Source organism: Candidatus Arthromitus sp. SFB-mouse-NL (genome assembly GCF_000709435.1).
Lineage (GTDB): Bacteria > Bacillota > Clostridia > Clostridiales > Clostridiaceae > Dwaynesavagella.
This window is the reverse complement of the sequence record NZ_CP008713.1, coordinates 1,499,884-1,524,982: the sequence shown is the minus strand read 5'-3', so window position 1 is coordinate 1,524,982 and position 25,099 is coordinate 1,499,884. Positions and strand designations below refer to the sequence as shown.

Genomic DNA, 25,099 nt, shown 5'->3' with positions numbered 1-25,099 from the left:
GTATATCAAATAATAATAATTTTTAAAATAGGAGAATTATGTGGGAGAACTAATTAAATCTATAGAAAGATATTTGGGTGAAGAATATTCATTTTTTACTACACCTGGACATAAACAAGGGAATGGATATAATTACACAGAAAATTTATTTAAATATGATTTAACGGAGATTGAGGGGCTTGATAATCTGCATAATCCATATGAATGTATAAATGATTCGTTAAATAATTTGAGTAAATTTTATGAGAGTAAGAAATCTTATTATTTAGTAAATGGGTCAACAAGTGGAATACATATTATGTTTTTTAGCTGTTTTGATGAAGGAGATACGATTTTAGTTGAACGAGGATGTCATAAAAGCGTTATAAATGCTCTTATTTTAAGAAAGCTTAAAGTTTTATATGTAAATAGAGATAAATATAACGTAGATTTATTAATGCCAGACAAATTCTCATTTATAGATTATAATGAGAAGGATATTATTTTTAGTGATATAGTTAATATCATTGAAAATAATAAGAATGTAAGAGGTGTTGTTTTAACAAATCCAAATTATTATGGGATATATGTGGATCAAAAAGGAATTTATTCTTATTTAAAAAAGAGAAATATTTTACTATTGATAGATGGTGCACATGGTGCACATATAAAGGCTTTTAATAAAAAGATTGATTGTGTAAACAAATTTTGTGATATTAGTGTTATGAGTGCACACAAGACTCTTGCATCTCTTACACAGGGAGCGTATTTGCATGTTAATAAGAGTGATCTAATAAGTAAGGTAGATGAATATTTTTGTATATTTACCACTACTAGTCCATCATATCTTATATTAATGTCTTTAGAAAAAGGTTTAGATGATTGTGTAAAATATAAAAATATAGGATATAGTTATGTCGATGAGTGTGATAATTTTAGAGAATTATTAGTGGATTGTGAGATAATAGGAATAGATAATAATTGTATAATTAATAGAAGTAATAGTAATTTTCTGTATGATGATTCAAGATTATGTTTAAAGTTTAAATATGGGAATATGTCTTCTAACGATTTATACAATTATCTATTAAAGAAAAAGATTGTGTGTGAGATGACGTATTTTAATGGTATTGTATTAATACCAACTTATTGTAGTAAAAAGAATGATTTTCAAAAATTATATTATAGTATCAATGAGTTTAAGGGAAATGAGTATATAAATAATATATTTGAAATATTTCCTAAGATTTATGATTTAGATATCATAAAGGTATTTGAGCCTTATGAAATACTACATAAACCTTATGAATTTTTAGAAATAGAAAAATGTGTTGGAAAGGTAGCATTTAATGATATATTTTTATATCCCCCAGGTACTCCTATAATTGTAAGAGGTGAATATATAGAAAGTAAACATATGGAAGTTATTTTTGAGTATTTAAAATTAAACTGTAGAGTAAATGGTGTATTTGATGGGAAATATTTAAAAGTATTAGAGGAGAATATTAAGCAATGATAATAGTGTTTGAGGGATTAGATGGTAGTGGTAAAGAGACCCAAACAAAATTAATAGAGAAGAGATTAAATGATATAGGATTAAAAACTATAAGAATAGAATTTCCAAATTATTGTAATAAGTATTCTTTGTTTGTTAAAGAGTATTTAAATGGTGATTTTGGGAATAATTTGAATCCATATTTAATTTCTACATTTTTTGGATTAGATAGATTTGGGGTATATAAGAGGGAAATGAGTAGATACATAGATGAAGGGTATTTTATATTATGTGATAGATATATATATTCAAACTTAATATATCAAGGAAGTCTTATAGATAATGAAGATGATAGAGACAAGTTTTTTAAATGGGTGTTAGAATTTGAATATGATATATGTGGTTTACCTAAAGAAAATATGACGTTTTTTATGAATTTATCATTGGATATAAATTTAGATATGATAAAGAAGAGAAATAATAAAGATATTTATGAGAAAGATTATGATTTTATAATTAAGTGTTATAAAACTTCTCAGTATGTATGTAGTATGTATGATTTTATTAATATAGAATGTGATGATGGGAAAAGTTTATTTTCAATACAAAGTATAAATGAAAAGATATACAGTAAGATTCTGAATAAAATTGGATATAAAGGTTGAATATTATGAAGATATTAGATGAAATTTTTAATAACTTAGGATTATCACAATCATATATTTTTTTTGGTGATGATATAGAGTTAATAAATAAATTTTCCTTGGAATTTGCATATAGGGTTATTGGAAGTAAAACAAATATTATGGACAGTATAATATTTTTGGGAAATAACATTAAATCTATTACTATAAATGATATTAGGTTTATTAAATCTGAGGTGATTAAAAAGTCTATTTATCATAAAAATAAAGTAGTCTTAATAAGTAATTCTGAGAGAATGAGTGTGGAAGCTCAGAATGCTATTTTAAAAACACTGGAAGATCAAAGTAAAAATGTATTTATAGTATTGATTCTTAATGATATTAATAAAATTTTGGATACAATAATATCTAGGTGCATAGTTATTAATTTCAATTCAATTTTAAAATCTAGCGAGAATAATTTTGGACGTATATATGGTGGAGAAGATTCTGAAAAAATATATGAATTATTAATAAATTCATTAATTAATTTTAGAATGTTTAAGTTTAATAATTTCAGCGAAAATATTAATAGTTTAGTTGCATATAAAAATAAATTGGATTTAATAACGGATATGATGTATATATTTATTAGGGATTTATTTATATATATTAAAATGAAAGATACTGATATAATTTCTAATGATAAATTTTTAGGATATATTTTAGAGTTAGGTAATTTGTTAAAGTATTTTAATATAGATAAAAGTATTTTTGAGTTAGAGAAATTTAAATCTAGGGTTAATTTAAATATTAATTTTGGATTAAGTCTTAGGTTATTTATATTTAGGATTGGAGGAGACTGATGAGATGCGTAATAGGAGCTAGATTTAAAGATGTTGGTAAGATATATTATTTTTCATGTGAGGAATTTGAGGTAAAAGTTGGAGATAATGTTATTGTTGAAACATCGAGAGGTATTGAGTATAGTAAGTGTGTTATAGGAATGAAGTATGTTAATGATGAGGATTTAAACAATCCTTTAAAAAAATGTATAAGAATTGCGACAAGAGAAGACGAGAGCATTTATTATGAAAATAAAAGGAAGGAAAAGGAAGCTTTTAGTATAGCAAATGATAAAATAAGAGAACTTAATTTAAAAATGAATCTAATTGAAGTTGAGTACACTTTTGATAATAATAAAATAATTTTTTATTTTATTGCAGAAGGTAGGGTTGATTTTAGAGATTTAGTTAAAATTCTTGCTTCAATTTTTAAGGTTAGAATAGAATTGAGACAAATTGGTGTAAGAGATGAAGCTAAAAGTGTTGGTGGGATAGGTACTTGTGGAAGGACATTATGTTGTTCGACCTTTCTTGGTGATTTTACATCTGTATCTATAAAAATGGCAAAAGAACAAGAATTATCATTAAATCCAAGTAAAATATCTGGTATGTGTGGTAGATTAATGTGCTGTTTAAAGTATGAGCAGGATACATATGATGATATAAAGAAGAATATGCCTAAGATTGGCAGTATAGTTGATACTAGTTTTGGTAGAGCTGAAGTTATAGGATTAAGTATATTGAAAGAAAGAATTAAAGTTAAGATTATTGTTGATCAGGATGAAGAGATTGTGAGAGATATAGATATTAGTGATATAAAAGAGTGTATTTTTAAAAATAGCAGGGATAATGATAACAATACGAATTATTTTATAAATGATATTCTATAAAAGTTTAAAATTGATCAAAAAATATTTTATTAGTAATTAAAATATAGTATTATAGATTATATATGGATAAATTTAAATTTATTATATATAATTTTTGGAGGTATTTTTGATGGCTTTTAATATTAGTGATGAGTGTATAGGATGTGGAACTTGTGCAGCAGATTGTCCTGTTATGTGTATATCTCAAAAGCATGATGGGAGATATAAGATAAATCCAGAAGAATGTATAGATTGTGGAACTTGTGCAGGTGTATGTCCTGTTAGTGCTATAAGCCAAGAATAGTTAAGGTAACAGAGGAAATTTGCCCTCTGTTATTTTTTTAAAGTTAGTAATTATGTTAAAATATGTTTAAATAGATATATATATTGATAATATAAGAATAAGAGTAATAGTATATTTTAGAGGTGATATTTTGGATAGATGTGAGAGGTGTAATAAGTATAAAGCAAATGTCCACATAATTAAGGTTTTTGATGGGATAAAAAAGGAACTAAATATATGTGAGAAATGTGCAAAGGAGCTTGGAGAGTTTAATTTAAATTATATGGTAAATGTTGAAGATGCATTTTCTTTAAATATTTTGGGAGGATTGTTAGAGTATTTTAATAATAATCAGCAATCATCAGTAATAAAAATAAATGATTCTAAATGTATGAATTGCGGTACAACTTATGCTGAGTTTAAAAATAGTGGTTTGTTAGGATGTGATGAATGCTATAATCAGTTTATAAAAATACTGACTATTTTTATAAAAAGAGTTCAAAAAAATTCAGAACACATAGGGAAAATACCTTCTAGATGTGGATATGATGTAATTATTAAAAGGGAATTGATTATTTTAAAAGATAAATTACAAAAGGCTATTTTATCGGAAGAATATGAGAAAGCAGCAGAATTAAGGGATAGTATAAGGAGTATAGAAAGTAAAATTAAGGAGGAAGATTAGATGTTAACTAATTGGATTAATTCATCGGACAGTTGTAATAATTTTATCTTGAGCAGTAGGATTAGATTAGCTAGAAATTTAAAAGGCATAAATTTTCCTCATAAATTAGATGATGATAATGCAATTGCTGTGATAGATAAAATTGAAAGAGGATTATCTGGTTATGAATATAGTTTTAAGAAAATAAAATTGAATGACCAAGACTATATAGATAATAATGTGTTATTGGAGAAACATTTGATAAGTAATGATTTAATTAAATTTTCTACTAAGAGTGCTTGTTTTATAAATGAAGATCAGACTATTAGTATAATGGCTAATGAGGAAGATCATTTAAGAATGCAGTTTTTTAATTCTGGATATAATCTTAAAGAGGCATTTGATGAAGCTATGAAATTGGATGATTTTATAGAGGAAAAGCTAGATTATGCTTTTAGTGAAAAGATAGGATATTTAACCACATGTCCTACTAATTTAGGAACTGGGATGAGAGCATCAGTTATGATGCATTTACCTGCACTTTCTATGACTGATCAAATATCAAAAGTGTATAAGGCTTTAACTCAAATTGGTATGACTATAAGAGGACTTTATGGGGAGGGTAGCAAGATAGATGGGAATATCTATCAGGTATCTAATCAGATAACGTTAGGTGTGAGCGAGAAAGATATATTGAATAATTTACATGCCATAGTGAATGAATTAGTAGATAAAGAATGTAACGTTAGAAAGTCATTATTTAATGATTTCGGAATTGAGATAAAGGATAAAATATTTAGGAGTGTTGGTATATTGGGTAATTGTTATTCTATAACATCTAAGGAAGCTTTGGAATATTTATCGTATATAAGATTTGGCATTGAAGAAGGCTTATTAAGCTCTAATATTTGTATGAATAAGATACTGATAGGTTGTCAACCAGCATCTTTACAATCTGATGTAAATAATAAGATGAATTCTAAGGAAAGAGATATTGAGAGAGCTAAATTTTTGAGGAATTCCATTAAGAATATAGAGATAATAGATAAAAATTAAGAAAGGTGGTAGTTTGATGTTTGAAAAATTGACTGAAAGGGCTAGAAAAGTTATTAGTTATTCTGGTGATGATGCATTAAAATTAGGACATGGTTTTATAGGAACAGAGCATATATTATTAGGATTATTAAGAGAAGATGGTCCTGCACAGAAGATACTGAATTCATTTGATGTATATTATGATGATATTTTTAAAGAAATTAGAACTATATTGTCTCCAGGAGAGATAGAGATAAAGAATAGTGAAATACCATTGACACCTAGAACTAAAAAAGTTATAGAAAGCAGCATAGATGAGGCTAAGAAACTGGGTCATAACCACGTATCACCTGAGCATATATTATTGGCTATCATAAATGAACCTGATGGAGTTGCGTATAAGATATTGGATAAAAAAGGTGTATCTGTAGTAAAAATATGGAATCAAACTATAAATGCATTAAATGTTACAATTGATGTACAAAATCCACATGAAAAAGAGCAACAACTTAAAAATCTACCGACTCCTGTGTTAGATCAGCATGGTAGAGATCTTACTAAACTGGCTAATGAAGGCAAATTGGATCCTGTTATCGGAAGAGATACAGAAACACAGAGGGTTCTTGAAATATTATGTCGAAGAATAAAAAATAATCCATGCTTGATAGGTGATCCTGGTGTGGGTAAAACTGCTATTATTGAGGGTTTGGCACAGAAAATAATAGAAGGCAATATTCCGGAAATATTAAAAAATAAACGTGTTATAACTTTAGATTTATCGTCTTTAATTGCAGGAACAAAATATAGGGGTGAGTTTGAAGAAAGATTAAAAAAAATAATGGAAGAGATAAAGAGGTCTAGGAATATAATTTTATTTATAGATGAGATACATACTATAATTGGTGCAGGTGGAGCTGAGGGGGCAATAGACGCATCTAATATATTGAAACCTGCTTTGGCTAGAGGTGAAATACAATGTATAGGGGCTACAACTATTGATGAGTATAGAAAGTATATAGAAAAAGATACGGCTCTTGAGCGGAGATTTCAGCCTATATTTGTTGGAGAACCTAATGAAAATGAAACTATAGATATATTGATGGGTATAAGAGATAAATATGAAACGCATCATAAAGTTAAAATCACTGATGAAGCTATAAAATTTGCAGTTAGTTTATCAGTTAGATTTATTCCAGATAGATATTTACCAGATAAAGCTATAGATTTAATAGATGAGGCATCAGCTAAAATAAGAGTTAGAAATTTGACGGTTCCTATTGAAGTTAAGGAAATAGAGGAAGAGATAGCAAAAGTTGGTAAGGAGAAACAAGAAGCAATAACTTTGGAAGATTTTGAAAAAGCCGCATCTCTTAGAGATAAAGAACAGAAGCTTAAAGAAAGATTAGAAAATTCAAAAGAGAAGTGGAAAGTTGAAAAATATGATAAGGAATTTATACTTACTGAGCAAGAATTGGCATCTGTTGTAGCTAGTTGGACTAAAATACCTGTTGAGAAATTAACACAGACAGAGTCCGAGAAATTATTAAAATTAGATGATATATTGAGGAGTAGAGTTATAGATCAAAATGAAGCTGTTATATCTGTTGCCAGAGCTGTTAAACGTGGACGTGTTGGATTGAAGGATCCTAAAAGACCTATTGGATCATTTATATTTTTAGGCCCTACTGGAGTTGGTAAAACTGAGTTGTGTAAGGCTTTAGCAGATGCTGTTTTTGGGAGTGAGGATAATATTATAAGATTTGATATGTCTGAATTTATGGAAAAGCATACAGTATCAAAAATTATAGGATCACCTCCGGGATATGTTGGATTTCAAGAAGGAGGACAATTAACGGAAAAGGTAAGAAGATCTCCATATTCTATTATATTATTTGATGAAATAGAGAAGGCTCATCCAGATATATTTAATATAATGTTGCAAATTTTAGAAGATGGTCATTTAACTGATTCGAATGGCAAAAAAATTAGTTTTAAAAATACAATAATAATATTAACTTCAAATATAGGTGCAAATATTATTAATAAAGATTCATCTTTGGGATTTGTTAATCATAAGAATGGTGATGAAGAAGTTTATAATAAAATTAAGGATAATGTTTTGAGTGAGCTCAAGAAAAGTTTTAGACCTGAGTTTTTAAATAGATTAGATGATATAATAGTATTTAAGCCATTAGATAAAAAGAGTCTTGTAAAAATATTGGATAAGATGTTAGATGATTTTAAATCAAGAGTATTAAATCAGAATATAATAATTAATTTTAATGATGATGTTAAAAATTATATACTTGAGAATAGCTCAAGTGAAAAATATGGAGCTAGACCATTGAGAAGGTCAATAACTAAGTATATTGAGGATAGTTTATCTGATCAAATATTATTAGGGAACATTAAGGCTAATGATAGTGTGGAAGTTATATTAAAGGATGATAAGATTTGTTATATAAAAAATACATAAAGATATAGTTGTTTTAACTATATCTTTAATTATTTTAAAAAAAATTGCCAATTAGTGGGAAATATGATTATAATAAACTTAAATATTAATTTAAATATTAACTTTTGGAGATTGGTTAAATGTATAAAAAATCTGATTGTATACTTTTGGCAGCTGGTAGGTCGAGACGTATGAATTCGGGAATAAGTAAACAATTTATGGAAATTAATGATAAACCTATATTATATTATTCTTTAAATAGTATTTTAAATAATGAGGGTATAGAGAATATATATTTAGTTTTAGAAGATATTTATGTAGAATATTGCCAAAAAAATATAATTGATAAATGGTTTTTTGACAGTAATAAAATAACAATAGTAGTTGGTGGTGATAATAGGCAAGATTCTGTGTATAACGCATTGAATATCGTTAAAGGCAAGTACGTTTTAATACATGATGCTGCCAGACCATTTTTAACTAAAGAATGTATAGATGATGCAATTAAATATGCGTATGAATATGGTGCCGCATCATGTTATATAACTTCTAATGATACAATAAAAATTAATTATAATGGTGAAATTAAAACTTTGAATAGGGAAAATTTATTGGTAATTCAAACACCTCAGTGCTTTGAGAAAAGTAAGTTGGTTTCTGCGTATAAGTATGTAAAGCAACATGGAATAATTATAAATGATGAGAGTAGTGCTCTAGATCTAATTGGAGAAAGGACATATTTTTATTTAGGAAATAGATTTAATATTAAAATAACAAGTCGAGAAGATATTTATATTGGAGAATCGATTCAGAAAGTATTTTAGGAGAGTTATATAATGAAAATATTTAATACATTAACTAGATCTAAGGAAGAGTTCAAACCAATCAATAAAGATATTATAAATATGTATGTTTGTGGACCTACTGTTTACGATTTATTTCATATAGGCAATGCTAGAACATTTATATTTTTTGATTGTGTTAGACGTTATCTTGAATACAAGGGATACTCAGTAAATTTCATACAAAATTTTACTGATATAGATGATAAAATAATAAATAAATCTTTACAAGAAAATAAGACTATATATGAAATTTCTGATAAATATATAGAGGAGTATTATATTGATTCCGATAGTTTAAATATAAAAAGAGCAACTCAAAATCCTAGAGCAACTGATTACTTAAATGAAATAATTGAATTGATATCAGAGCTAATGGACAATAGATTTGCTTATGAAATAGATGGAAATGTTTATTTTTCTATTAGGGAATTTAGAAGTTACGGAAAATTATTTGGGCAAGATTTAAATACATTAAAATCTGGATCTAGAATAAAAATAAATGAAAATAAAAAAGATGCGTTAGATTTTATATTATGGAAGAAAAATAAGGGGGAAGAGCCTGGATACAATTCTCCTTGGGGTGTAGGAAGGCCTGGTTGGCACACAGAATGTTGTTCTATGATATATAAATATTTTGATGGCAATACTATTGATATACATGGTGGAGGTATGGATTTAATATTTCCACATCATGAAAATGAAATAGCACAAATTGAAGCATTGGGAAATAAAAAATTGGCTAATTATTGGATGCATTGTTCTTTTCTGAATATGAATAATGAGAAAATGTCTAAATCATTAGGTAATTTTTTAACAGTTAGAGAAGTTTTAAATGTTTATAATCCTAACGTTATAAGATTTTTTTTGTTGTCAGTTCATTATAGAAATAATATTTCGTTTAGTAATTTACATATGGAATCTGCTAAAAAATCATTAGCTAGGATAAAAAAATCATATGTTAATTTGATAAATATTAAATCTTGTAATAATGCTGATAGTGATAATTACTTAGATGAGATCAAAAAATATTATGCTAAATTTATAAATAAAATGGAGGATGATTTTAATACTTCAGATGCAATATCAGTAATTTTTGAATTTATTAAATATATTAATAGGTTTGCAAATAGTTTTAATAGATTAGAAGTAATGGAAAGTATTAAAATTTTTAAAAATTTTTTTGATATTTTTGGTTTAGAATATGGTGATAATAATGTTGATTGTAAAAATTTAGAAGATGATATAAAGGATATGGTAATACAGAGGCTTGAATTTAAACAAAAAAGGCAATTTGATAAATCAGATCTAATAAGGTCTGAATTAGAAAAAAAGGGGTATATATTGGAAGATATAAAAGGTGGAACAAGAATTTTAGATACAAATGATAATAATTTGATATATACAGTTTTATTATAAGTTATTTTTATGTAAATGTGGGGTATTAATGGATTGGAGTATATTAGGTATATATGTATATGATGAAGATAAGATGAAATATTTTAATATATTGAGTGTGGCATATATTGGTGATTGCGTGTATGAAATGTATTTTAGGAATTATATTATAAAAAGATTTGGCCATATAGATTCTAATAAATTACATTTAGAGGTTATAAAATATGTAAATGCTAAATTTCAAACTAATATTTATTATAAAATAAAGGATATATTTAAAGAAAATGAGATTTACTATTTTAAGAGAGGGAGGAATAGTAGAATTAAAACTATTCCTAAAAATTGTGGTATTGGAAATTATAAAATAGCAACTGGATTGGAAAGTGTTATAGGTTATTTATACATGATTGGAAATTTTAAAAGATTGGATTTTATATTTAATGAAATATTTAAACTAATTTAAGGAGAAGGTTAATTTTGGGAAAAGAGAGTATTATTTATGGAAGAAGAGTTGTACAAGAAGTTTTGAATAGTAAAATTAAGGTGGAGAGCATATATATAAGTAAGAATGTGAAGAAGGATAAAATTTTAGGTATATTGGAGTATGCTAAAAAAAAATGTATAAATATAAAAGAGATTTATAATAGTGATATGGATGTTCTATGTGATTATGGGGTACATCAAGGAATTGCGATTAAAATATCTGAATATAAATATTTTAAGATTAACGAGATTATAGATAATATCGATACTAATAGTAATGATATTGTGTTAATTTTAGATAGTATACAAGATCCAAGAAACTTAGGATCTATATTGAGAACTGCAGAAATTATGGGAATAAAGAATGTAATTATACCTCAAAAAAGAAGCTGTGGGATAAATAGTACTGTTTGGAAGGCATCTATGGGATCATTAGCATATTTAAATATTTGTAGGATTAATAATATTATTAATGTCTTATCTAAATTTAAAAATATGGGATTTAAAATTGTTGCAACAAGTTTAGATTCTACATCAAGTTTATGTGATATAAATTATAATTTTCCATTAATTTTAATTATTGGAAATGAGGAAATGGGAATAGGTGAAGATTTATTAAATCACTGCGATATTAAAATTAAAATACCGATGTACGGGAATATTGATTCTTTTAATGTTTCTGTAGCGGCAGGTATTATAATGTATGAAATTAAAAATATTCAAAGCAGGTATTGATACGGTGAAAATTATTTTTGTTGATGCATACAATGTTATAAATTCATGGCCGAATTTTAAAAATAGTAGGGATTTAGATTTTAGCATAGTTAGAGAAAAACTTATTAGTATGGTAGAAAGCTATGCTCTATTTAATGGATACAGAGTGTTTTTAATATTTGATGCTTATAATTCTGATTCTACAAATGAGAGAAAGATAGATATATCTGATAATTTAAGTATAATATATACTAATAAAGATGAATTTGCAGATACTTATATAGAGAGAATAGCACATAAGATGGCCCAAAAAGTAGAAATTATAGTAGTTACCTCGGACTATATGGAACAGCAAATTATTTTTCAGAGAGGTGCTTATAGAATGTCTTGTTTAGAGTTTTACAATGATGTATATAGAATTGATAAAAAAATAAATAAGCAAATAACTAAAAATAATCATAAAAACTCAGGTTTTTTACTTATTGATAATTTAGATGATAATATTTTACAAAAATTAGAAAATATGAGAAGGATTAAGTGACTTAAGAGGTGAATAGATGATTAATAGCTCGTTTGATATAGATGGTTTGAATGGTAATTATGATATAGAAGAGGAATTTATTTTAGATAAAGCTAAGCAAGGTGATAGTAAGGCGATAGAGATACTTATTAATAAATATAAGAAATTTATACAGTTGAAATCAAAATCTTACTTCCTTATAGGGGCAGATAAGGAAGATATATATCAAGAGGGATTAATCGGATTATATAAAGCTATTAGAGATTATAATAGTGATAAATTATCTAGTTTTAAATGCTTTGCCGAACTTTGTATAACTAGACAAATTATTACAGCTATAAAAACTGCCACTAGGCAAAAACATATACCACTGAATACATATATATCTTTAAATAAACCTATTTATGATGATGAATCTGATAAAACATTATTAGATATTACTGAATCATTAAAAATATCTGATCCAGAGGATTTATTTGTTGATAAGGAACAAATAAGTGAGATAGAAACACATGTTTTAAGGAATTTATCTAAATATGAAAAGGTAGTTTTACATTATTACATTATAGGTAGGAGTTATCAGCAAATTGCATATTTATTGGATCGACAACCTAAATCTATAGATAACGCAATACAACGAATAAAGAGGAAATTAATAAAATGCTTTAATAAAGATTAAATAAATTAATTAATATAAAGATTAAGTGTGTTGACACTTATTTTTAAATAGATTAAAATTTATTTAAGTAATATTCATGTAATTTAGTGATATATTGCGATTTTTAATATTATTGCATAAATTCTACTAATGAGTCCTAAATAGATGGAGGTATTTATAGAGATGTCAAAAGCTAAATTTGAGAGGAATAAACCGCATGTTAATATAGGGACGATAGGACATGTTGATCATGGTAAGACTACATTGACAGCGGCTATAACGACAGTATTAGCAAACAAAGGATATGCTGAAGCATTTAAATATGACGAGATAGATAAGGCTCCGGAGGAGAAAGAGAGAGGTATAACGATAAATACAGCGCATGTTGAGTATGAGACGGATGGAAGGCATTATGCACATGTTGATTGTCCGGGGCATGCTGATTATGTTAAGAATATGATAACTGGAGCTGCTCAAATGGATGGTGCGATATTGGTTGTATCTGCAGCTGATGGACCTATGCCACAGACAAGAGAACATATATTGTTGGCTTCTAGAGTAGGAGTTGATTATATAGTAGTGTTTTTAAATAAAGCTGATATGGTTGATGATGAAGAGTTATTGGAATTAGTAGAGATGGAAGTAAGGGATTTATTAAATGAGTATAAATTTCCTGGGGATGATACACCTATTATAAAGGGATCAGCATTAAAGGCGTTAGAGAATCCTACTGATATGGATGCTACAGCTTGTATAATGGAGTTAATGGATGCCGTAGATAGCTATATTCCTACGCCTGAGAGAGCTACGGATAAGCCTTTTTTAATGCCGGTTGAGGATGTGTTTACTATAACAGGAAGAGGAACAGTAGCTACTGGAAGAGTAGAGACTGGTGTATTGAAGGTGCAAGAGGAAGTAGAAATAATAGGATTGAAAGAAGAAAAGAGCAAGACAGTAATTACTGGGATAGAAATGTTTAGGAAATTATTAGATGAAGCTCAAGCAGGAGATAATATAGGTGCGTTGTTAAGGGGGATTCAGAGGTCTGACATAGAGAGAGGTCAGGTATTAGCTAAACCTGGGACAGTAAATCCACATACAAATTTTATAGGTCAAGTATATGTTCTTAAGAAAGAAGAGGGTGGTAGACATAAGCCATTTTTTGATGGATATAGACCACAATTTTATTTTAGAACGACAGATGTTACAGGTAATATAAAATTACCAGAAGGAAAAGAGATGGTTATGCCAGGAGATCATATAGATATGGAGGTTGAATTGATAACTCCGATAGCTATGGATGAGGGATTAAGGTTTGCCATAAGAGAAGGTGGAAGAACAGTAGGATCTGGGGTTGTTTCAAAAATAAATAAATAGTTTTATTTTTGAGATCGTGAGTAGATATTTACTCACGATCTTATTGACAAATAAAATTATATATGATACTTTAAACTACAGTTGAAGTTTGGGGGTGCGTATTTAATGAGGATTAATGTAATACTAGCTTGTAGCGTGTGTAGGCAACGAAATTATAATACGGTTAAGAATAAAAAAAATGATCCTGAGAGGATAGAATTGAAAAAATATTGTAAGTTTTGTAAAGAGTACGTATTTCATAAGGAAACAAAATAGAAGTGTAGGGAGGGTTTTAGTTGAGTAATAGAAAAAACAAAAAAGAGAATTTATTTTCTGGAATTGTTAATGAATTTAAAATTATTACTTGGCCTAAATCTAAGGAATTCAAAAGTACCACTGGTATTGTTTTGATATTTGTTTTCTTGTATATAGTTTATATAGGTTTTTTTGATTTAATATTGAAGAAAGTTTTTGATTTATTGTTTAAGTGATAAATTTTAAGGAGAATATCTATGAGCACTGTATTATCCAATTGGTACGTTTTACATACTTATTCAGGATATGAAAATAAGGTTAAAAATAGCTTGGAGAAATTGATTGAAAGCAATAGTTTACATGATTATATATTAGAAATAGTTGTGCCAACACATGAAACTATAGAAAAAAGTGGTAATAAGATTAAAAAAGTGTCTAAAAAAGTTTATCCAGGATATGTATTTGTAAAAATGATAATGAGTGATGAAATGTGGTATAGAGTGCGCAATATAAGAGGAGTTACAGGATTTGTAGGACCTACAGGCAAGGAAGCTGTTCCGTTAGATCAAGAAGAAATAAGATTTATAGAATCGTATGTAGCTGAAAATCAGGATGATTTATATAAGGTTGGGAATAGTGTTAAAATTAAATCTGGAATTTTAAAAGGTAAATATGTTGTAATAAGGGAAGTTGATAATAAAAATAAAAGAATAAAAGCAAGTATAGATGTTATTGGCAATAATATTGTGGAGATAGATTTTTGTCAATTAGATAGATTATGAAACTATAATTATAGGAGAGGTGAATTATGGCTAAAAAAATAGTAGGTATGATAAAATTACAATTACCTGCAGGAAAAGCAACTCCAGCACCACCTGTGGGTCCTGCTTTGGGTCAGCATGGTGTTAATATAATGGCATTTTGTAAAGAGTTTAATGCTAAGACTGCAGATAAATCTGGACTGATAATACCAGTAGTTATTTCTGTGTATCAAGATAAATCGTTTAGTTTTATAATGAAGACCCCCCCTGCAGCTGTGTTGCTTATGAAAGCTCTAGGTCTTGAGAAGGGTTCTTCAGAGCCTAATAAATCTAAAATTGGAAAGATTAGTATTAATAAAGTTAGGGAGATTGCTGAGTTGAAATTCGATGACTTAAATGCATCTAATATTGATTCAGCTATGGATATGATATGTGGTACTGCTAGGAGCATGGGTATAGAGGTAGAAAATAATTAGTTAGAGGGAGGTGTATAGCATGGGTAAGAATTATTTAGAAAGTATAAAATTGATTGATAGAAATAATTTTTATAATCCAAAAGAAGCTTTTGAGGTTTTATCTAAGATATCTAAAGCTAAATTTAACGAAACGGTGGAATTACATGTAAAATTAGGAGTCGATCCTAGACATGCAGATCAGCAAGTTAGAGGTACAGTATTGTTACCTAATGGGACAGGGAAGGATGTAAAGATATTAGTTTTTGCTAAGGGAGATAAGGCGAAAGAAGCTGTAGATGCTGGAGCTGATTATGTTGGAGATCATGAATTAGTTAATAAGATACAAAATGAAAATTGGTTTGATTTTGATATAATAGTTGCTACTCCAGATATGATGGGTGTAGTTGGACGGATTGGAAAATTGTTAGGTCCAAAAGGATTAATGCCAAATCCTAAATCTGGAACAGTAACTTTTGATATTAGTAAGACTGTTTCGGAAATAAAAGCAGGTAAAGTAGAATATAGGATAGATAAAACAGCTATAATACATGTTGGTATTGGTAAAAAAACTTTTTCTGTTGAATCTTTACTAGAAAATTTTAATACTATAATGTCAGCTATAATAAAATCTAAACCAGTTTCAACTAAGGGGCAGTATATAAAAAGCATATCAGTTTGTAGCACTATGAGTCCTGCGTTAAGAATAAATATTTCAAAAATAAGTTAATCCAGAGATAATAGGTCTAGTTTTAAAAATTGGATAATGTTTATGCGCCTATTTAGGAGAAAGTTTGTATTTATGTTATTGCATTTATATGATTTTGATTGCAAAGGTTTCTCTTAAATAATTTAGAGGAGCTTTATTTTTATATAAGGGGGTGTGATTAACTTGACAAAAAATATGTTAAAGAAAGTTGAAAAAGTAAGTGAAATTAGGGAAAAATTTCAAAGAGCTAAGTCTATAATTTTAGTAAATTATCAAGGAATAAATGTGGAGCAAGATACTAAATTAAGAAAAAAAATGAGAGATTTAGATCTTGAATATAAGGTATATAAAAATAGATTAGTCAAAATTGTAGCTGAAGAATTAGGGTATGATTTTTTATTGGAACATTTGGAAGGAACTACATCTATAGCATTTAGTTATGGAGATATCATAGCACCGGCTAAAATTTTGAGTGAGTTTTCTGAAAAATTGGAAAAATTTTCTTTTAAAGTTGGTGTAGTTGAAAGTGAATACTATGATAAAGAAAAGCTTCAGAAACTTGCTAATATACCTTCAAAGGAGATACTCATATCAAAATTACTTGGCAGTATAAAATCGCCAGTTTTAAATTTTGTATACGTATTTAATGCTATAAAAGATAAAAAAGATAGTGAAAATTGATTTATTTTAGGAGGAATGATATTTATGGATAAAGAACAGATAATTGAAGCAATAAAAAATATGAGCGTGTTAGATTTAAATGATTTAGTAAAAATGTGTGAAGAAGAGTTTGGTGTTAGTGCTTCTGCTCCTGTAATAGTAGGAACTAGTGTTGCTGATTCGTCTGAGGAAAAGACAGAATTTGATGTTGTACTTTCTAATGCTGGATCTGAAAAATTGAAAGTTGTGAAGGTTGTGAAAGAAATATGTGGACTTGGTCTTAAAGAGGCTAAAGAGATAGTTGATGGAGCTCCAAAAACGTTAAAAGAAGCTGTTTCTAAGGATGAAGCTGAGAAAATTAAGTCACAACTAGATGAAGTTGGAGCTACTGTTGAATTGAAATAATGATATTATTGAAATTAGGAGAGGGTGTTTTCGCCCTCTCCTAATTTCATATGTTATTGATTTTGTTTGGTTGACTAAGTGAGATATATGTGGTACTATCTTAAAATGTATATAAATGTCTGATTTTATATGTTTTATTATTATTTTATGTGTAAATTTATATTTAAAGTTGGTAGAAATATTAATAAAGATATATTTTTATTATTTTTTATATAGTACTATAGAAATTTGTTAAGTGTAAGTGTTTGTAATTTAAAATAAATTTACGTGATTTTACTTGAAAATAAGGAGTGAAATTCATGATATATCCTCTTAAGGTAGGTAAAAGAACTAGAATGAGTTTCGGCAAAGTTAAAGATATAATTGATATGCCGAATCTTATAGAGGTTCAGTTAAATTCTTATGAATGGTTTTTGAAAGAAGGATTATTAGAAGTTTTTGCGGATGTAAATCCTATAAAAAGTTTCAATGGTAAACATATATTAGAATTTATTGATTTTAAATTAGATATTGCTTCTACTAAATACAACATGGAAGAATGTAAAGAAAGAGATGCTATATATGCCGCTCCATTGAAGGTTAAGGTTAGGTTACAAAATTTAGATACTGGGGAGCTTAAAGAACAAGAAGTTTTTATGGGAGATTTGCCAAGAATGACGCCTCAAGGAACTTTTATTATTAATGGAGCTGAACGTGTAATAGTTAGTCAATTAGTCAGATCTCCAGGAGTATACTATAATTATGAAGTTGATAAAAATGGTAAAAAATTATTTTCATCGAGTGTTATACCCAATCGAGGTGCTTGGCTTGAATATGAAACTGATTCTAATGAGGTGTTGTATGTTAGAATTGATAAACAAAAAAAGTTATATGTAACTTGGTTTATAAAGGCTCTGGGTATATCATCTTCTGAAGATATTATAAATTATTTTGGTAATGATGAACGTTTGCAAAATACTTTAAATAAGGATGATTCTGAAAATCAGGAACAGGCCCTTATAAAAATATATGACAAGTTAAAACCATCAGAACCAGCTACACCTGAAAGTGCTAAAAATTTAATAGATCAATATTTTTTTGATCCTAAGAAATATGATTTATCAAAAGTTGGTAGATACAAGTTTAATAAAAAATTATCATTGAGGAATAGGATTGTCAATCATATCGCATTTAACGATGTTTTTGATCCTATAACAGGGGAAATATTAGTTGAAAAAGGAGAAAAAATAACTGCAGAGAGTAGTTATAGAATTCAAAATTCAGGTATAAATTTTATGGATTTATTAATAAATGATAAGTGTGTTAAGGTTGTTGGGAATAATTGGGTTAATATAAAAGAATTTGTAGATTTTGATTTGAGTGACGTTGGCATTAATGATTACGTTTATTATCCTGTTCTTAGATCTGTACTTGATAATTGTTCCTCAAGTGATGAAATTAAGAAAGAATTAATTAAGAATATACATGATTTAATACCAAAGTATATAACCACAGATGATATTTTTTCGATTATAAGTTATATACTCGGACTTAATAATGGTATTGGATATGAAGATGATATAGATCATTTAGGAAATAGAAGACTTAGATCTGTTGGAGAACTTTTGCAAAATCAATTTAGAGTTGGTTTGGTCAGAATGGAAAGAAATATAAAAGAAAGAATGATGTCTATCGAACCTGAAATGATAACTCCCCAAAATCTTATTAATATTAGACCTGTTGCAGCTGCTGTTAAAGAATTTTTTGGGAGTTCGCAGCTATCGCAATTTATGGATCAAACTAATCCGTTATCTGAACTTACTAATAAAAGGAGGTTATCTGCTCTAGGTCCTGGAGGATTATCTAGAGATAGAGCTGGGTTCGAAGTAAGGGATGTTCATAATTCGCATTATGGGAGAATGTGTCCTATAGAGACTCCTGAGGGACCTAATATAGGGCTTATAAATTCACTTGCAACTTATGCTAAGGTTAATAATTATGGATTTATAGAAACTCCTTATAGGAAAGTTGATAAGGATACTGGTAAGGTTACAAATGAAATTATATATATGACAGCTGATGAAGAAGATCAATATTTGATAGCTCAATCTAATGAGCTTATTTCCAGTGAAGGAGAATTTCTAAATTCTAGGATCGTTGTTAGAAGTAAAGAGGGTATGCTTTTAGTATCATCAGATAAGGTTGATTATCTAGATATATCTCCAAGACAAATTGTATCTGTTGCAACTTCCATGATTCCTTTTTTAGAAAATGATGATGCCACTAGAGCACTTATGGGATCTAATATGCAACGTCAAGCTGTTCCATTACTTAAGGCTAGTGCACCGATAGTTGGGACTGGAATAGAATATAAGGCTGCTATAGATTCGGGTGTTTTAGTTAAAGCTAAGAAAGCTGGAATGGTATGCTATGTAAGTGCTCAAGAAATAAGAGTAAGGAGGGAGCTGGATAATAAAATAGATACATATAAGCTTCTTAAGTTTAAGAGATCTAATCAAGGTACATGTATTAATCAGAAACCTATTGTTAATAGGGGGGATTTTGTAGAAGAAGGAACTGTTTTAGCAGATGGACCGTCTACAGATCTTGGAGAAATTGCTTTAGGTAAAAATATAAAGATAGGTTTTATAACTTGGGAAGGATACAATTATGAAGATGCAATGCTCATATCTGAACAGCTTGTTAGAGATGATGTATTTACATCTATACATATAGAAGAATATGAATGTGATTCACGCGATACAAAGTTGGGTCCGGAAGAAATAACTCGTGATATACCTAATGTGGGTGAAGACGCTATAAAAGATTTAGATTCAAATGGTATAATAAAGATAGGAGCAGAGGTTAGGACAGGTGATATTCTTGTAGGTAAGGTAACACCTAAGGGTGAAACTGAACTTACTGCGGAAGAAAGACTTTTACGTGCTATTTTTGGCGAGAAAGCTAGGGAGGTTAGAGATACTTCTTTAAAAGTTCCTCATGGTGAGCAAGGAATAATAGTTGATGTAAAAATATTTACTCGTGAAAATGGTGATGAATTACCTCCAGGAGTTAATCAATTAGTTAGATGTTATATAGCTCAGAAGAGAAAAATATCAGTTGGTGATAAAATGGCGGGGCGTCACGGAAATAAGGGAGTCATTTCCAGGGTTTTACCAGAAGAAGATATGCCGTTTTTACCTGATGGAACGCCACTTCAAATTTGTTTAAATCCACTTGGAGTGCCTAGCCGTATGAATATAGGTCAAGTTTTAGAAGTTCATTTGGGGCTTGCTGCGAGTGCTCAAGGATGGCATGTTGCAACACCTGTATTTAATGGGGCTACGAAAGAGGAAATTGAAGAATGTTTAGAGAATGCTGGATTTGATAGGGATGGTAAGTTAACACTTTATGATGGAAGAACTGGCGAACCATTTGATAATCGTGTTACTGTTGGCTATATGTATATATTAAAGTTAGCTCATTTAGTTGATGATAAGATACATGCAAGATCTACGGGACCATATTCTCTAGTAACTCAGCAGCCGCTTGGAGGTAAGGCACAATTTGGAGGACAAAGATTTGGGGAGATGGAAGTTTGGGCATTAGAGGCATATGGTGCAGCTCATATGTTACAAGAGATACTTACTGTTAAATCTGATGATATTGTTGGTAGGGTTAAGACATATGAAGCAATTGTTAAGGGTGAAAATATACCCGAGCCGGGTGTACCAGAATCATTTAAGGTTTTAATAAAGGAATTACAAGCTTTATGTTTGAATATAAAAGTCTTGAATGAAAATTATGAAGAAATAGAAATTAAAGAGACTCTAGAAGATGAAATGAATGATATAGATGTATCTTTTGAAGATTCTATTAAATATGATGATGCTAGAGAGTTGCCGCCTGAGTCAGAAATTTCTGATTATCATGAAGATGAAGATGAAGATGAATTTGATGATGTGTTATTAACAGAAGATATTATGAATGCCGAAGAATTCATTTCTGATAATGACTATTAGGAAGGAGTGGATTTATTAGTGGTTGAGTTGAATAATTTTGATGCCATAAGAATAGGTTTAGCATCTCCTGAGCAAATTAGAGAGTGGTCTAGGGGAGAGGTTAAAAAACCCGAGACTATAAATTATAGGACTTTAAAACCAGAAAGAGATGGTCTTTTTTGTGAGAGAATATTTGGACCTACTAAAGATTGGGAATGTCACTGTGGAAAGTATAAGAGAGTTAGGTATAAGGGTATTGTTTGTGATAGATGTGGTGTGGAGGTTACTAAATCAAAGGTTAGGCGTGAAAGAATGGGTCACATTGAATTAGCAACATCTGTATCACATATATGGTATTTTAAGGGTACTCCATCAAAAATGGCTTTGTTACTTGAAATGCAGGCAAGGGTTTTAGAAAAAATACTTTATTTTGCATCGTATGTTGTATTAGATCCGAAGGAAGTTACTTTACTACAAAAAGGGCAAATATTATCAGAGAAAGATTTTAGGGAATATAGTGAGAAGTTTGGGGAAGGTTCATTTGAGGTTGGCATGGGAGCAGAGGCAATAAAACAACTTCTTATGGATTTAGATTTAGATAGTTTATCAAATAAACTTAAGGAAGAATTGAAAAATAGTACTGGTCAAAAGAAGGCTAGAGTTATTAGGAGACTTGAAGTAGTTGAGTCTTTTAGGAAATCTAATAATAAACCGGAGTGGATGATAATAGACGTTATACCAGTTATACCTCCTGAACTTAGACCTATGGTAATGTTAGACGGTGGAAGGTTTGCCACATCAGATTTAAATGATTTATATAGAAGAGTTATAAATAGAAATAATAGGTTAAAAAAATTATTGGATTTAAAAGCACCAGATATAATAGTAAGAAATGAGAAGAGGATGCTTCAAGAATCTGTTGATGCTTTAATAGATAATGGTAGGAGAGGTAGACCTGTAACTGGACCTGGGAATAGGCCGCTTAAATCTTTATCAGATATGCTTAAAGGAAAGCAGGGAAGGTTTAGACAGAATCTTTTAGGTAAACGTGTCGATTATTCTGGAAGGTCTGTAATAGTTGTTGGTCCAGAGTTGAAATTGTATCAATGTGGATTACCTAAAGAGATGGCCTTGGAACTTTTTAAGCCATTTGTGATGAAGAAATTAGTAGATTCAGGTATTGCTCATAATATTAAAGCAGCAAAAAGAATGGTTGAAAAAAATATGAATCAAGTTTGGGATATATTAGAGGAAGTTATAACTGATCATCCAGTGTTATTAAACAGAGCACCAACACTACATAGATTGGGAATTCAAGCATTTCAACCAGTTTTAGTTGAGGGTAGGGCAATAAAATTGCACCCACTCGTTTGTACGGCTTATAATGCGGATTTTGATGGAGATCAGATGGCTGTTCATGTACCTTTATCTATGGAGGCACAAGCTGAAGCTCGATTTTTAATGTTAGCAGCTGTTAATATATTGAAACCTTCTGATGGTAAACCAGTATGTGTTCCGTCTCAAGATATGATATTAGGATCATATTATTTAACTATGGATAACCCTTTATTTAATGATAGGGATATAAAGAGTTATTCGAATTCTGAAGAAGCTATAATGGCCTTTGAATTGGGGTATTTAAATATACATGAAAAGATAAAACTAAGGGTTGAGAAAGAGATAAATGGTGAAAAAAAATCTAAATTAATAGAAACAACTGTAGGTAAAATTATATTTAATGAATCTATACCTCAAGATCTGGGTTTTGTCGATAGGGAAAAGGAAGAAAATTTATTTGAGTTTGAAATAGATTTTCTTGTTAATAAAGGTAAGTTAACAGAAATAGTAGATAGATGTTATTTAAAACATGGTCCATCTGAAACCGCATCTATGCTTGATCAAATTAAAACTAAGGGATATCATTATTCTACTATAGGGGCAATAACAGTTGCTGCATCTGATATGATAGTTCCTAAAGAAAAGGAAAATATAATTAGGGAATCAGAAGAAAAAGTTGATACAGTGAGTAAAAAGTTTAGACGTGGATTGATGACTGAAGATGAGAGATATAATTCAGTTATAGAGATTTGGAATAGCACAACCGATAAAATAGCAGATGTGCTTATGAATAGTATGGATAAATTTAATCCTATATCGATGATGGCAGATTCAGGAGCTAGAGGATCTAAAAGTCAGATAAAACAACTTGCTGGAATGAGAGGGCTTATGAGTAATCCATCGGGTAAAATAATAGAGCTCCCAATTAAGGCTTCTTTTAGAGAGGGACTTGATGTTTTAGAGTATTTTACATCAACGCATGGGGCTAGAAAAGGGAATGCTGATACAGCTTTGAAAACAGCGGATTCTGGATATTTAACAAGGAGATTAGTCGATGTAAGTCAAGATGTTATAATAAGAAGTGAAGATTGTGGGAGTGTTGATGGAATTTATGTAAGTGAGATTAAGGATGATAATTCTATTGTTGAAAGTTTAAGTGAGAGACTTATAGGGAGATATGTAGCTGAGGATATAATAGATCCTAAAAGTAATAGGATTTTAATTAAAAGAGACCAATATATAACTAATAGTATGGCTAAAATTATAGCTGATATTAATGAAGATACTGATAGAGAAGAAAGTGAAAAAATATTGAAGGTCAAAATAAGAAGTGTATTTACTTGTGATTCTAGAATTGGTGTTTGTGCTAAGTGTTATGGCATGAATATGGCAACTGCAAGAGAGATAAGCATAGGAGAATCGGTTGGGATAATTGCTGCTCAATCTATAGGTGAGCCTGGTACACAGCTTACAATGAGGACATTCCATACAGGAGGAGTTGTCGGTGCGGATATAACTCAAGGGTTACCTAGAGTTGAAGAATTATTTGAAGCAAGAAAACCGAAGGGGCTTGCTATAGTTTCGGAAATAGATGGCATTGTAGAGTTTGAAAATACTAAGAAAAAGAGACTTGTTAAGATTGTATCTAATGAGGGAGAATTTAGGGAGTACGATATACCTTTTGGATCTAGGGTGAAGGTTGAAAATGGTATGCGTATAGAAGCAGGTTCTATAATTACTGAGGGATCTATAAATCCACAAGATATATTAAGAATAAAAGGAATAGATGCTGTTAGGGAATATTTATTATCTGAGGTTCAAAAAGTTTATAGATTACAGGGTGTTGACATAAATGATAAACATCTTGAGGTCATAATAAAGCAGATGACTAGAAAAGTTAGAGTTGTGGAGGCAGGTGATACAGAAATACTTCCGAATTCTATTGTTGATATATCATATTTTAATGATGAAAATAAACGAGTTAAAGATGATGGACTTAATGAGGCTGAATGTGAGAGGGTTTTGCTTGGAATAACAAAAGCATCTTTATCTACTGAATCTTTCTTATCAGCAGCATCATTTCAAGAAACCACAAAAGTATTAACTGATGCTGCAATAAAAGGAAAGATAGATCCCTTGATAGGATTAAAGGAAAATGTAATAATAGGTAAATTAATACCTGCAGGAACAGGAATGAATCATTATAGATCTATGAAAATAAATTATGGGAATGATGATAATCTTGAATACACTATGGCTTGATATTCCTGTATGTATTGACTTAATATGTCTAGGGTGTTAAAATACTTAAGTTAATAAT

The 25,099-nt window shown here is 29.1% G+C and carries 24 protein-coding genes; all 24 read left to right on the top strand.

Annotated elements, in window-relative coordinates:
* The first annotated feature begins 40 nt into the window (after nucleotides 1-40).
* The 24 genes from SFBMNL_RS07290 to rpoC all read left to right on the top strand — a co-directional run bounded on the left by SFBMNL_RS07290 (nucleotide 41) and on the right by rpoC (nucleotide 25,041).
* Nucleotides 41-1,495: an aminotransferase class I/II-fold pyridoxal phosphate-dependent enzyme gene (locus tag SFBMNL_RS07290; protein ID WP_005805101.1), complete on the top strand. Its 1,455-nt coding sequence runs from the start codon at nucleotides 41-43 to the stop codon at nucleotides 1,493-1,495.
* Nucleotides 1,492-2,139, top strand: a complete 648-nt coding sequence (locus tag SFBMNL_RS07285) for a dTMP kinase (RefSeq protein WP_042295057.1) — start codon at nucleotides 1,492-1,494, stop codon at nucleotides 2,137-2,139. Before SFBMNL_RS07290 ends, SFBMNL_RS07285 begins: the two co-directional genes overlap by 4 nt.
* 5 nt (nucleotides 2,140-2,144) lie before the next feature.
* Nucleotides 2,145-2,963, top strand: coding sequence for a DNA polymerase III subunit delta' (locus tag SFBMNL_RS07280; RefSeq protein WP_042295055.1), 819 nt, complete (start codon nucleotides 2,145-2,147; stop codon nucleotides 2,961-2,963).
* Nucleotides 2,963-3,832, top strand: a complete 870-nt coding sequence (locus SFBMNL_RS07275) for a PSP1 domain-containing protein (RefSeq protein ID WP_005805104.1) — start codon at nucleotides 2,963-2,965, stop codon at nucleotides 3,830-3,832. The genes SFBMNL_RS07280 and SFBMNL_RS07275 overlap by 1 nt, the downstream gene beginning before the upstream one ends.
* Before the next feature lie 109 nt (nucleotides 3,833-3,941).
* Nucleotides 3,942-4,115, top strand: a complete 174-nt coding sequence (locus SFBMNL_RS07270; protein WP_005805105.1) for a 4Fe-4S binding protein — start codon at nucleotides 3,942-3,944, stop codon at nucleotides 4,113-4,115.
* Nucleotides 4,116-4,245: 130 nt separating this feature from the next.
* Complete coding sequence (locus SFBMNL_RS07265) at nucleotides 4,246-4,779, top strand: UvrB/UvrC motif-containing protein (RefSeq protein ID WP_042295053.1); 534 nt, start codon at nucleotides 4,246-4,248, stop codon at nucleotides 4,777-4,779.
* Nucleotides 4,780-5,814, top strand: a complete 1,035-nt coding sequence (locus tag SFBMNL_RS07260; protein ID WP_042295051.1) for a protein arginine kinase — start codon at nucleotides 4,780-4,782, stop codon at nucleotides 5,812-5,814. It begins immediately after the preceding gene.
* Between the two features lie 16 nt (nucleotides 5,815-5,830).
* Entirely contained in the window at nucleotides 5,831-8,269 is a 2,439-nt protein-coding gene (locus SFBMNL_RS07255) for an ATP-dependent Clp protease ATP-binding subunit (RefSeq protein ID WP_042295049.1), read from the top strand.
* A gap of 119 nt (nucleotides 8,270-8,388) precedes the next feature.
* Nucleotides 8,389-9,072, top strand: a complete 684-nt coding sequence (gene ispD, locus SFBMNL_RS07250) for a 2-C-methyl-D-erythritol 4-phosphate cytidylyltransferase (RefSeq protein ID WP_005805109.1) — start codon at nucleotides 8,389-8,391, stop codon at nucleotides 9,070-9,072.
* Nucleotides 9,073-9,084: 12 nt separating this feature from the next.
* Entirely contained in the window at nucleotides 9,085-10,509 is a 1,425-nt protein-coding gene (gene cysS / locus SFBMNL_RS07245) for a cysteine--tRNA ligase (protein ID WP_042295047.1), read from the top strand.
* Between the two features lie 28 nt (nucleotides 10,510-10,537).
* Complete coding sequence (locus tag SFBMNL_RS07240) at nucleotides 10,538-10,951, top strand: Mini-ribonuclease 3 (RefSeq protein ID WP_005805112.1); 414 nt, start codon at nucleotides 10,538-10,540, stop codon at nucleotides 10,949-10,951.
* A gap of 14 nt (nucleotides 10,952-10,965) precedes the next feature.
* Nucleotides 10,966-11,706, top strand: coding sequence for a 23S rRNA (guanosine(2251)-2'-O)-methyltransferase RlmB (gene rlmB, locus SFBMNL_RS07235; RefSeq protein WP_005805113.1), 741 nt, complete (start codon nucleotides 10,966-10,968; stop codon nucleotides 11,704-11,706).
* Nucleotides 11,675-12,226 (top strand): NYN domain-containing protein, encoded by a 552-nt coding sequence (locus tag SFBMNL_RS07230; RefSeq protein WP_242838752.1) that lies wholly within the window; start codon nucleotides 11,675-11,677, stop codon nucleotides 12,224-12,226. Before rlmB ends, SFBMNL_RS07230 begins: the two co-directional genes overlap by 32 nt.
* Nucleotides 12,227-12,242: 16 nt before the next feature.
* The gene (gene sigH, locus SFBMNL_RS07225) at nucleotides 12,243-12,884 is read left to right on the top strand and encodes an RNA polymerase sporulation sigma factor SigH (protein WP_042295045.1); all 642 of its coding nucleotides are present in this window, start codon (nucleotides 12,243-12,245) and stop codon (nucleotides 12,882-12,884) included.
* 162 nt (nucleotides 12,885-13,046) lie between these two features.
* The gene (tuf, locus tag SFBMNL_RS07220) at nucleotides 13,047-14,240 is read left to right on the top strand and encodes an elongation factor Tu (protein WP_042295036.1); all 1,194 of its coding nucleotides are present in this window, start codon (nucleotides 13,047-13,049) and stop codon (nucleotides 14,238-14,240) included.
* Nucleotides 14,241-14,345: 105 nt separating this feature from the next.
* On the top strand, nucleotides 14,346-14,495 hold the full coding sequence (rpmG, locus tag SFBMNL_RS07215; RefSeq protein ID WP_005805117.1) for a 50S ribosomal protein L33: 150 nt from the start codon (nucleotides 14,346-14,348) through the stop codon (nucleotides 14,493-14,495).
* Nucleotides 14,496-14,515: 20 nt separating this feature from the next.
* A complete protein-coding gene (gene secE / locus SFBMNL_RS07210) occupies nucleotides 14,516-14,710 on the top strand; it encodes a preprotein translocase subunit SecE (protein ID WP_005805119.1) in 195 nt (64 codons plus the stop codon).
* A gap of 21 nt (nucleotides 14,711-14,731) precedes the next feature.
* The gene (nusG, locus tag SFBMNL_RS07205) at nucleotides 14,732-15,256 is read left to right on the top strand and encodes a transcription termination/antitermination protein NusG (RefSeq protein WP_005805121.1); all 525 of its coding nucleotides are present in this window, start codon (nucleotides 14,732-14,734) and stop codon (nucleotides 15,254-15,256) included.
* A gap of 26 nt (nucleotides 15,257-15,282) precedes the next feature.
* Entirely contained in the window at nucleotides 15,283-15,711 is a 429-nt protein-coding gene (gene rplK / locus SFBMNL_RS07200; RefSeq protein ID WP_005805123.1) for a 50S ribosomal protein L11, read from the top strand.
* A 19-nt stretch (nucleotides 15,712-15,730) separates the two neighbouring features.
* Complete coding sequence (gene rplA, locus SFBMNL_RS07195; protein WP_042295042.1) at nucleotides 15,731-16,417, top strand: 50S ribosomal protein L1; 687 nt, start codon at nucleotides 15,731-15,733, stop codon at nucleotides 16,415-16,417.
* Nucleotides 16,418-16,579: 162 nt separating this feature from the next.
* The gene (rplJ, locus tag SFBMNL_RS07190) at nucleotides 16,580-17,077 is read left to right on the top strand and encodes a 50S ribosomal protein L10 (RefSeq protein WP_005805126.1); all 498 of its coding nucleotides are present in this window, start codon (nucleotides 16,580-16,582) and stop codon (nucleotides 17,075-17,077) included.
* Nucleotides 17,078-17,101: 24 nt separating this feature from the next.
* Nucleotides 17,102-17,461 (top strand): 50S ribosomal protein L7/L12, encoded by a 360-nt coding sequence (rplL, locus tag SFBMNL_RS07185; RefSeq protein ID WP_005805127.1) that lies wholly within the window; start codon nucleotides 17,102-17,104, stop codon nucleotides 17,459-17,461.
* Nucleotides 17,462-17,760: 299 nt separating this feature from the next.
* Entirely contained in the window at nucleotides 17,761-21,462 is a 3,702-nt protein-coding gene (rpoB, locus tag SFBMNL_RS07180; RefSeq protein WP_042295039.1) for a DNA-directed RNA polymerase subunit beta, read from the top strand.
* A gap of 18 nt (nucleotides 21,463-21,480) precedes the next feature.
* On the top strand, nucleotides 21,481-25,041 hold the full coding sequence (rpoC, locus tag SFBMNL_RS07175; protein WP_042295038.1) for a DNA-directed RNA polymerase subunit beta': 3,561 nt from the start codon (nucleotides 21,481-21,483) through the stop codon (nucleotides 25,039-25,041).
* Nucleotides 25,042-25,099 lie beyond the last annotated feature (58 nt).

Excerpts from the sequence above, each read along its gene's own strand:
- sigH (WP_042295045.1), top strand. The coding sequence starts at position 12,243 with ATGATTAATAGCTCGTTTGATATAGATGGTTTGAATGGTAATTATGAT.
- SFBMNL_RS07260 (WP_042295051.1), top strand. The coding sequence starts at position 4,780 with ATGTTAACTAATTGGATTAATTCATCGGACAGTTGTAATAATTTTATC.
- rplK (WP_005805123.1), top strand. The coding sequence starts at position 15,283 with ATGGCTAAAAAAATAGTAGGTATGATAAAATTACAATTACCTGCAGGA.
- SFBMNL_RS07230 (WP_242838752.1), top strand. The coding sequence starts at position 11,675 with ATGAAATTAAAAATATTCAAAGCAGGTATTGATACGGTGAAAATTATT.
- SFBMNL_RS07270 (WP_005805105.1), top strand. The coding sequence starts at position 3,942 with ATGGCTTTTAATATTAGTGATGAGTGTATAGGATGTGGAACTTGTGCA.
- SFBMNL_RS07240 (WP_005805112.1), top strand. The coding sequence starts at position 10,538 with ATGGATTGGAGTATATTAGGTATATATGTATATGATGAAGATAAGATG.
- tuf (WP_042295036.1), top strand. The coding sequence starts at position 13,047 with ATGTCAAAAGCTAAATTTGAGAGGAATAAACCGCATGTTAATATAGGG.
- cysS (WP_042295047.1), top strand. The coding sequence starts at position 9,085 with ATGAAAATATTTAATACATTAACTAGATCTAAGGAAGAGTTCAAACCA.
- rplL (WP_005805127.1), top strand. The coding sequence starts at position 17,102 with ATGGATAAAGAACAGATAATTGAAGCAATAAAAAATATGAGCGTGTTA.
- SFBMNL_RS07280 (WP_042295055.1), top strand. The coding sequence starts at position 2,145 with ATGAAGATATTAGATGAAATTTTTAATAACTTAGGATTATCACAATCA.
- SFBMNL_RS07255 (WP_042295049.1), top strand. The coding sequence starts at position 5,831 with ATGTTTGAAAAATTGACTGAAAGGGCTAGAAAAGTTATTAGTTATTCT.
- nusG (WP_005805121.1), top strand. The coding sequence starts at position 14,732 with ATGAGCACTGTATTATCCAATTGGTACGTTTTACATACTTATTCAGGA.
- rplA (WP_042295042.1), top strand. The coding sequence starts at position 15,731 with ATGGGTAAGAATTATTTAGAAAGTATAAAATTGATTGATAGAAATAAT.
- SFBMNL_RS07285 (WP_042295057.1), top strand. The coding sequence starts at position 1,492 with ATGATAATAGTGTTTGAGGGATTAGATGGTAGTGGTAAAGAGACCCAA.
- rpmG (WP_005805117.1), top strand. The coding sequence starts at position 14,346 with ATGAGGATTAATGTAATACTAGCTTGTAGCGTGTGTAGGCAACGAAAT.
- ispD (WP_005805109.1), top strand. The coding sequence starts at position 8,389 with ATGTATAAAAAATCTGATTGTATACTTTTGGCAGCTGGTAGGTCGAGA.
- rpoB (WP_042295039.1), top strand. The coding sequence starts at position 17,761 with ATGATATATCCTCTTAAGGTAGGTAAAAGAACTAGAATGAGTTTCGGC.
- SFBMNL_RS07275 (WP_005805104.1), top strand. The coding sequence starts at position 2,963 with ATGAGATGCGTAATAGGAGCTAGATTTAAAGATGTTGGTAAGATATAT.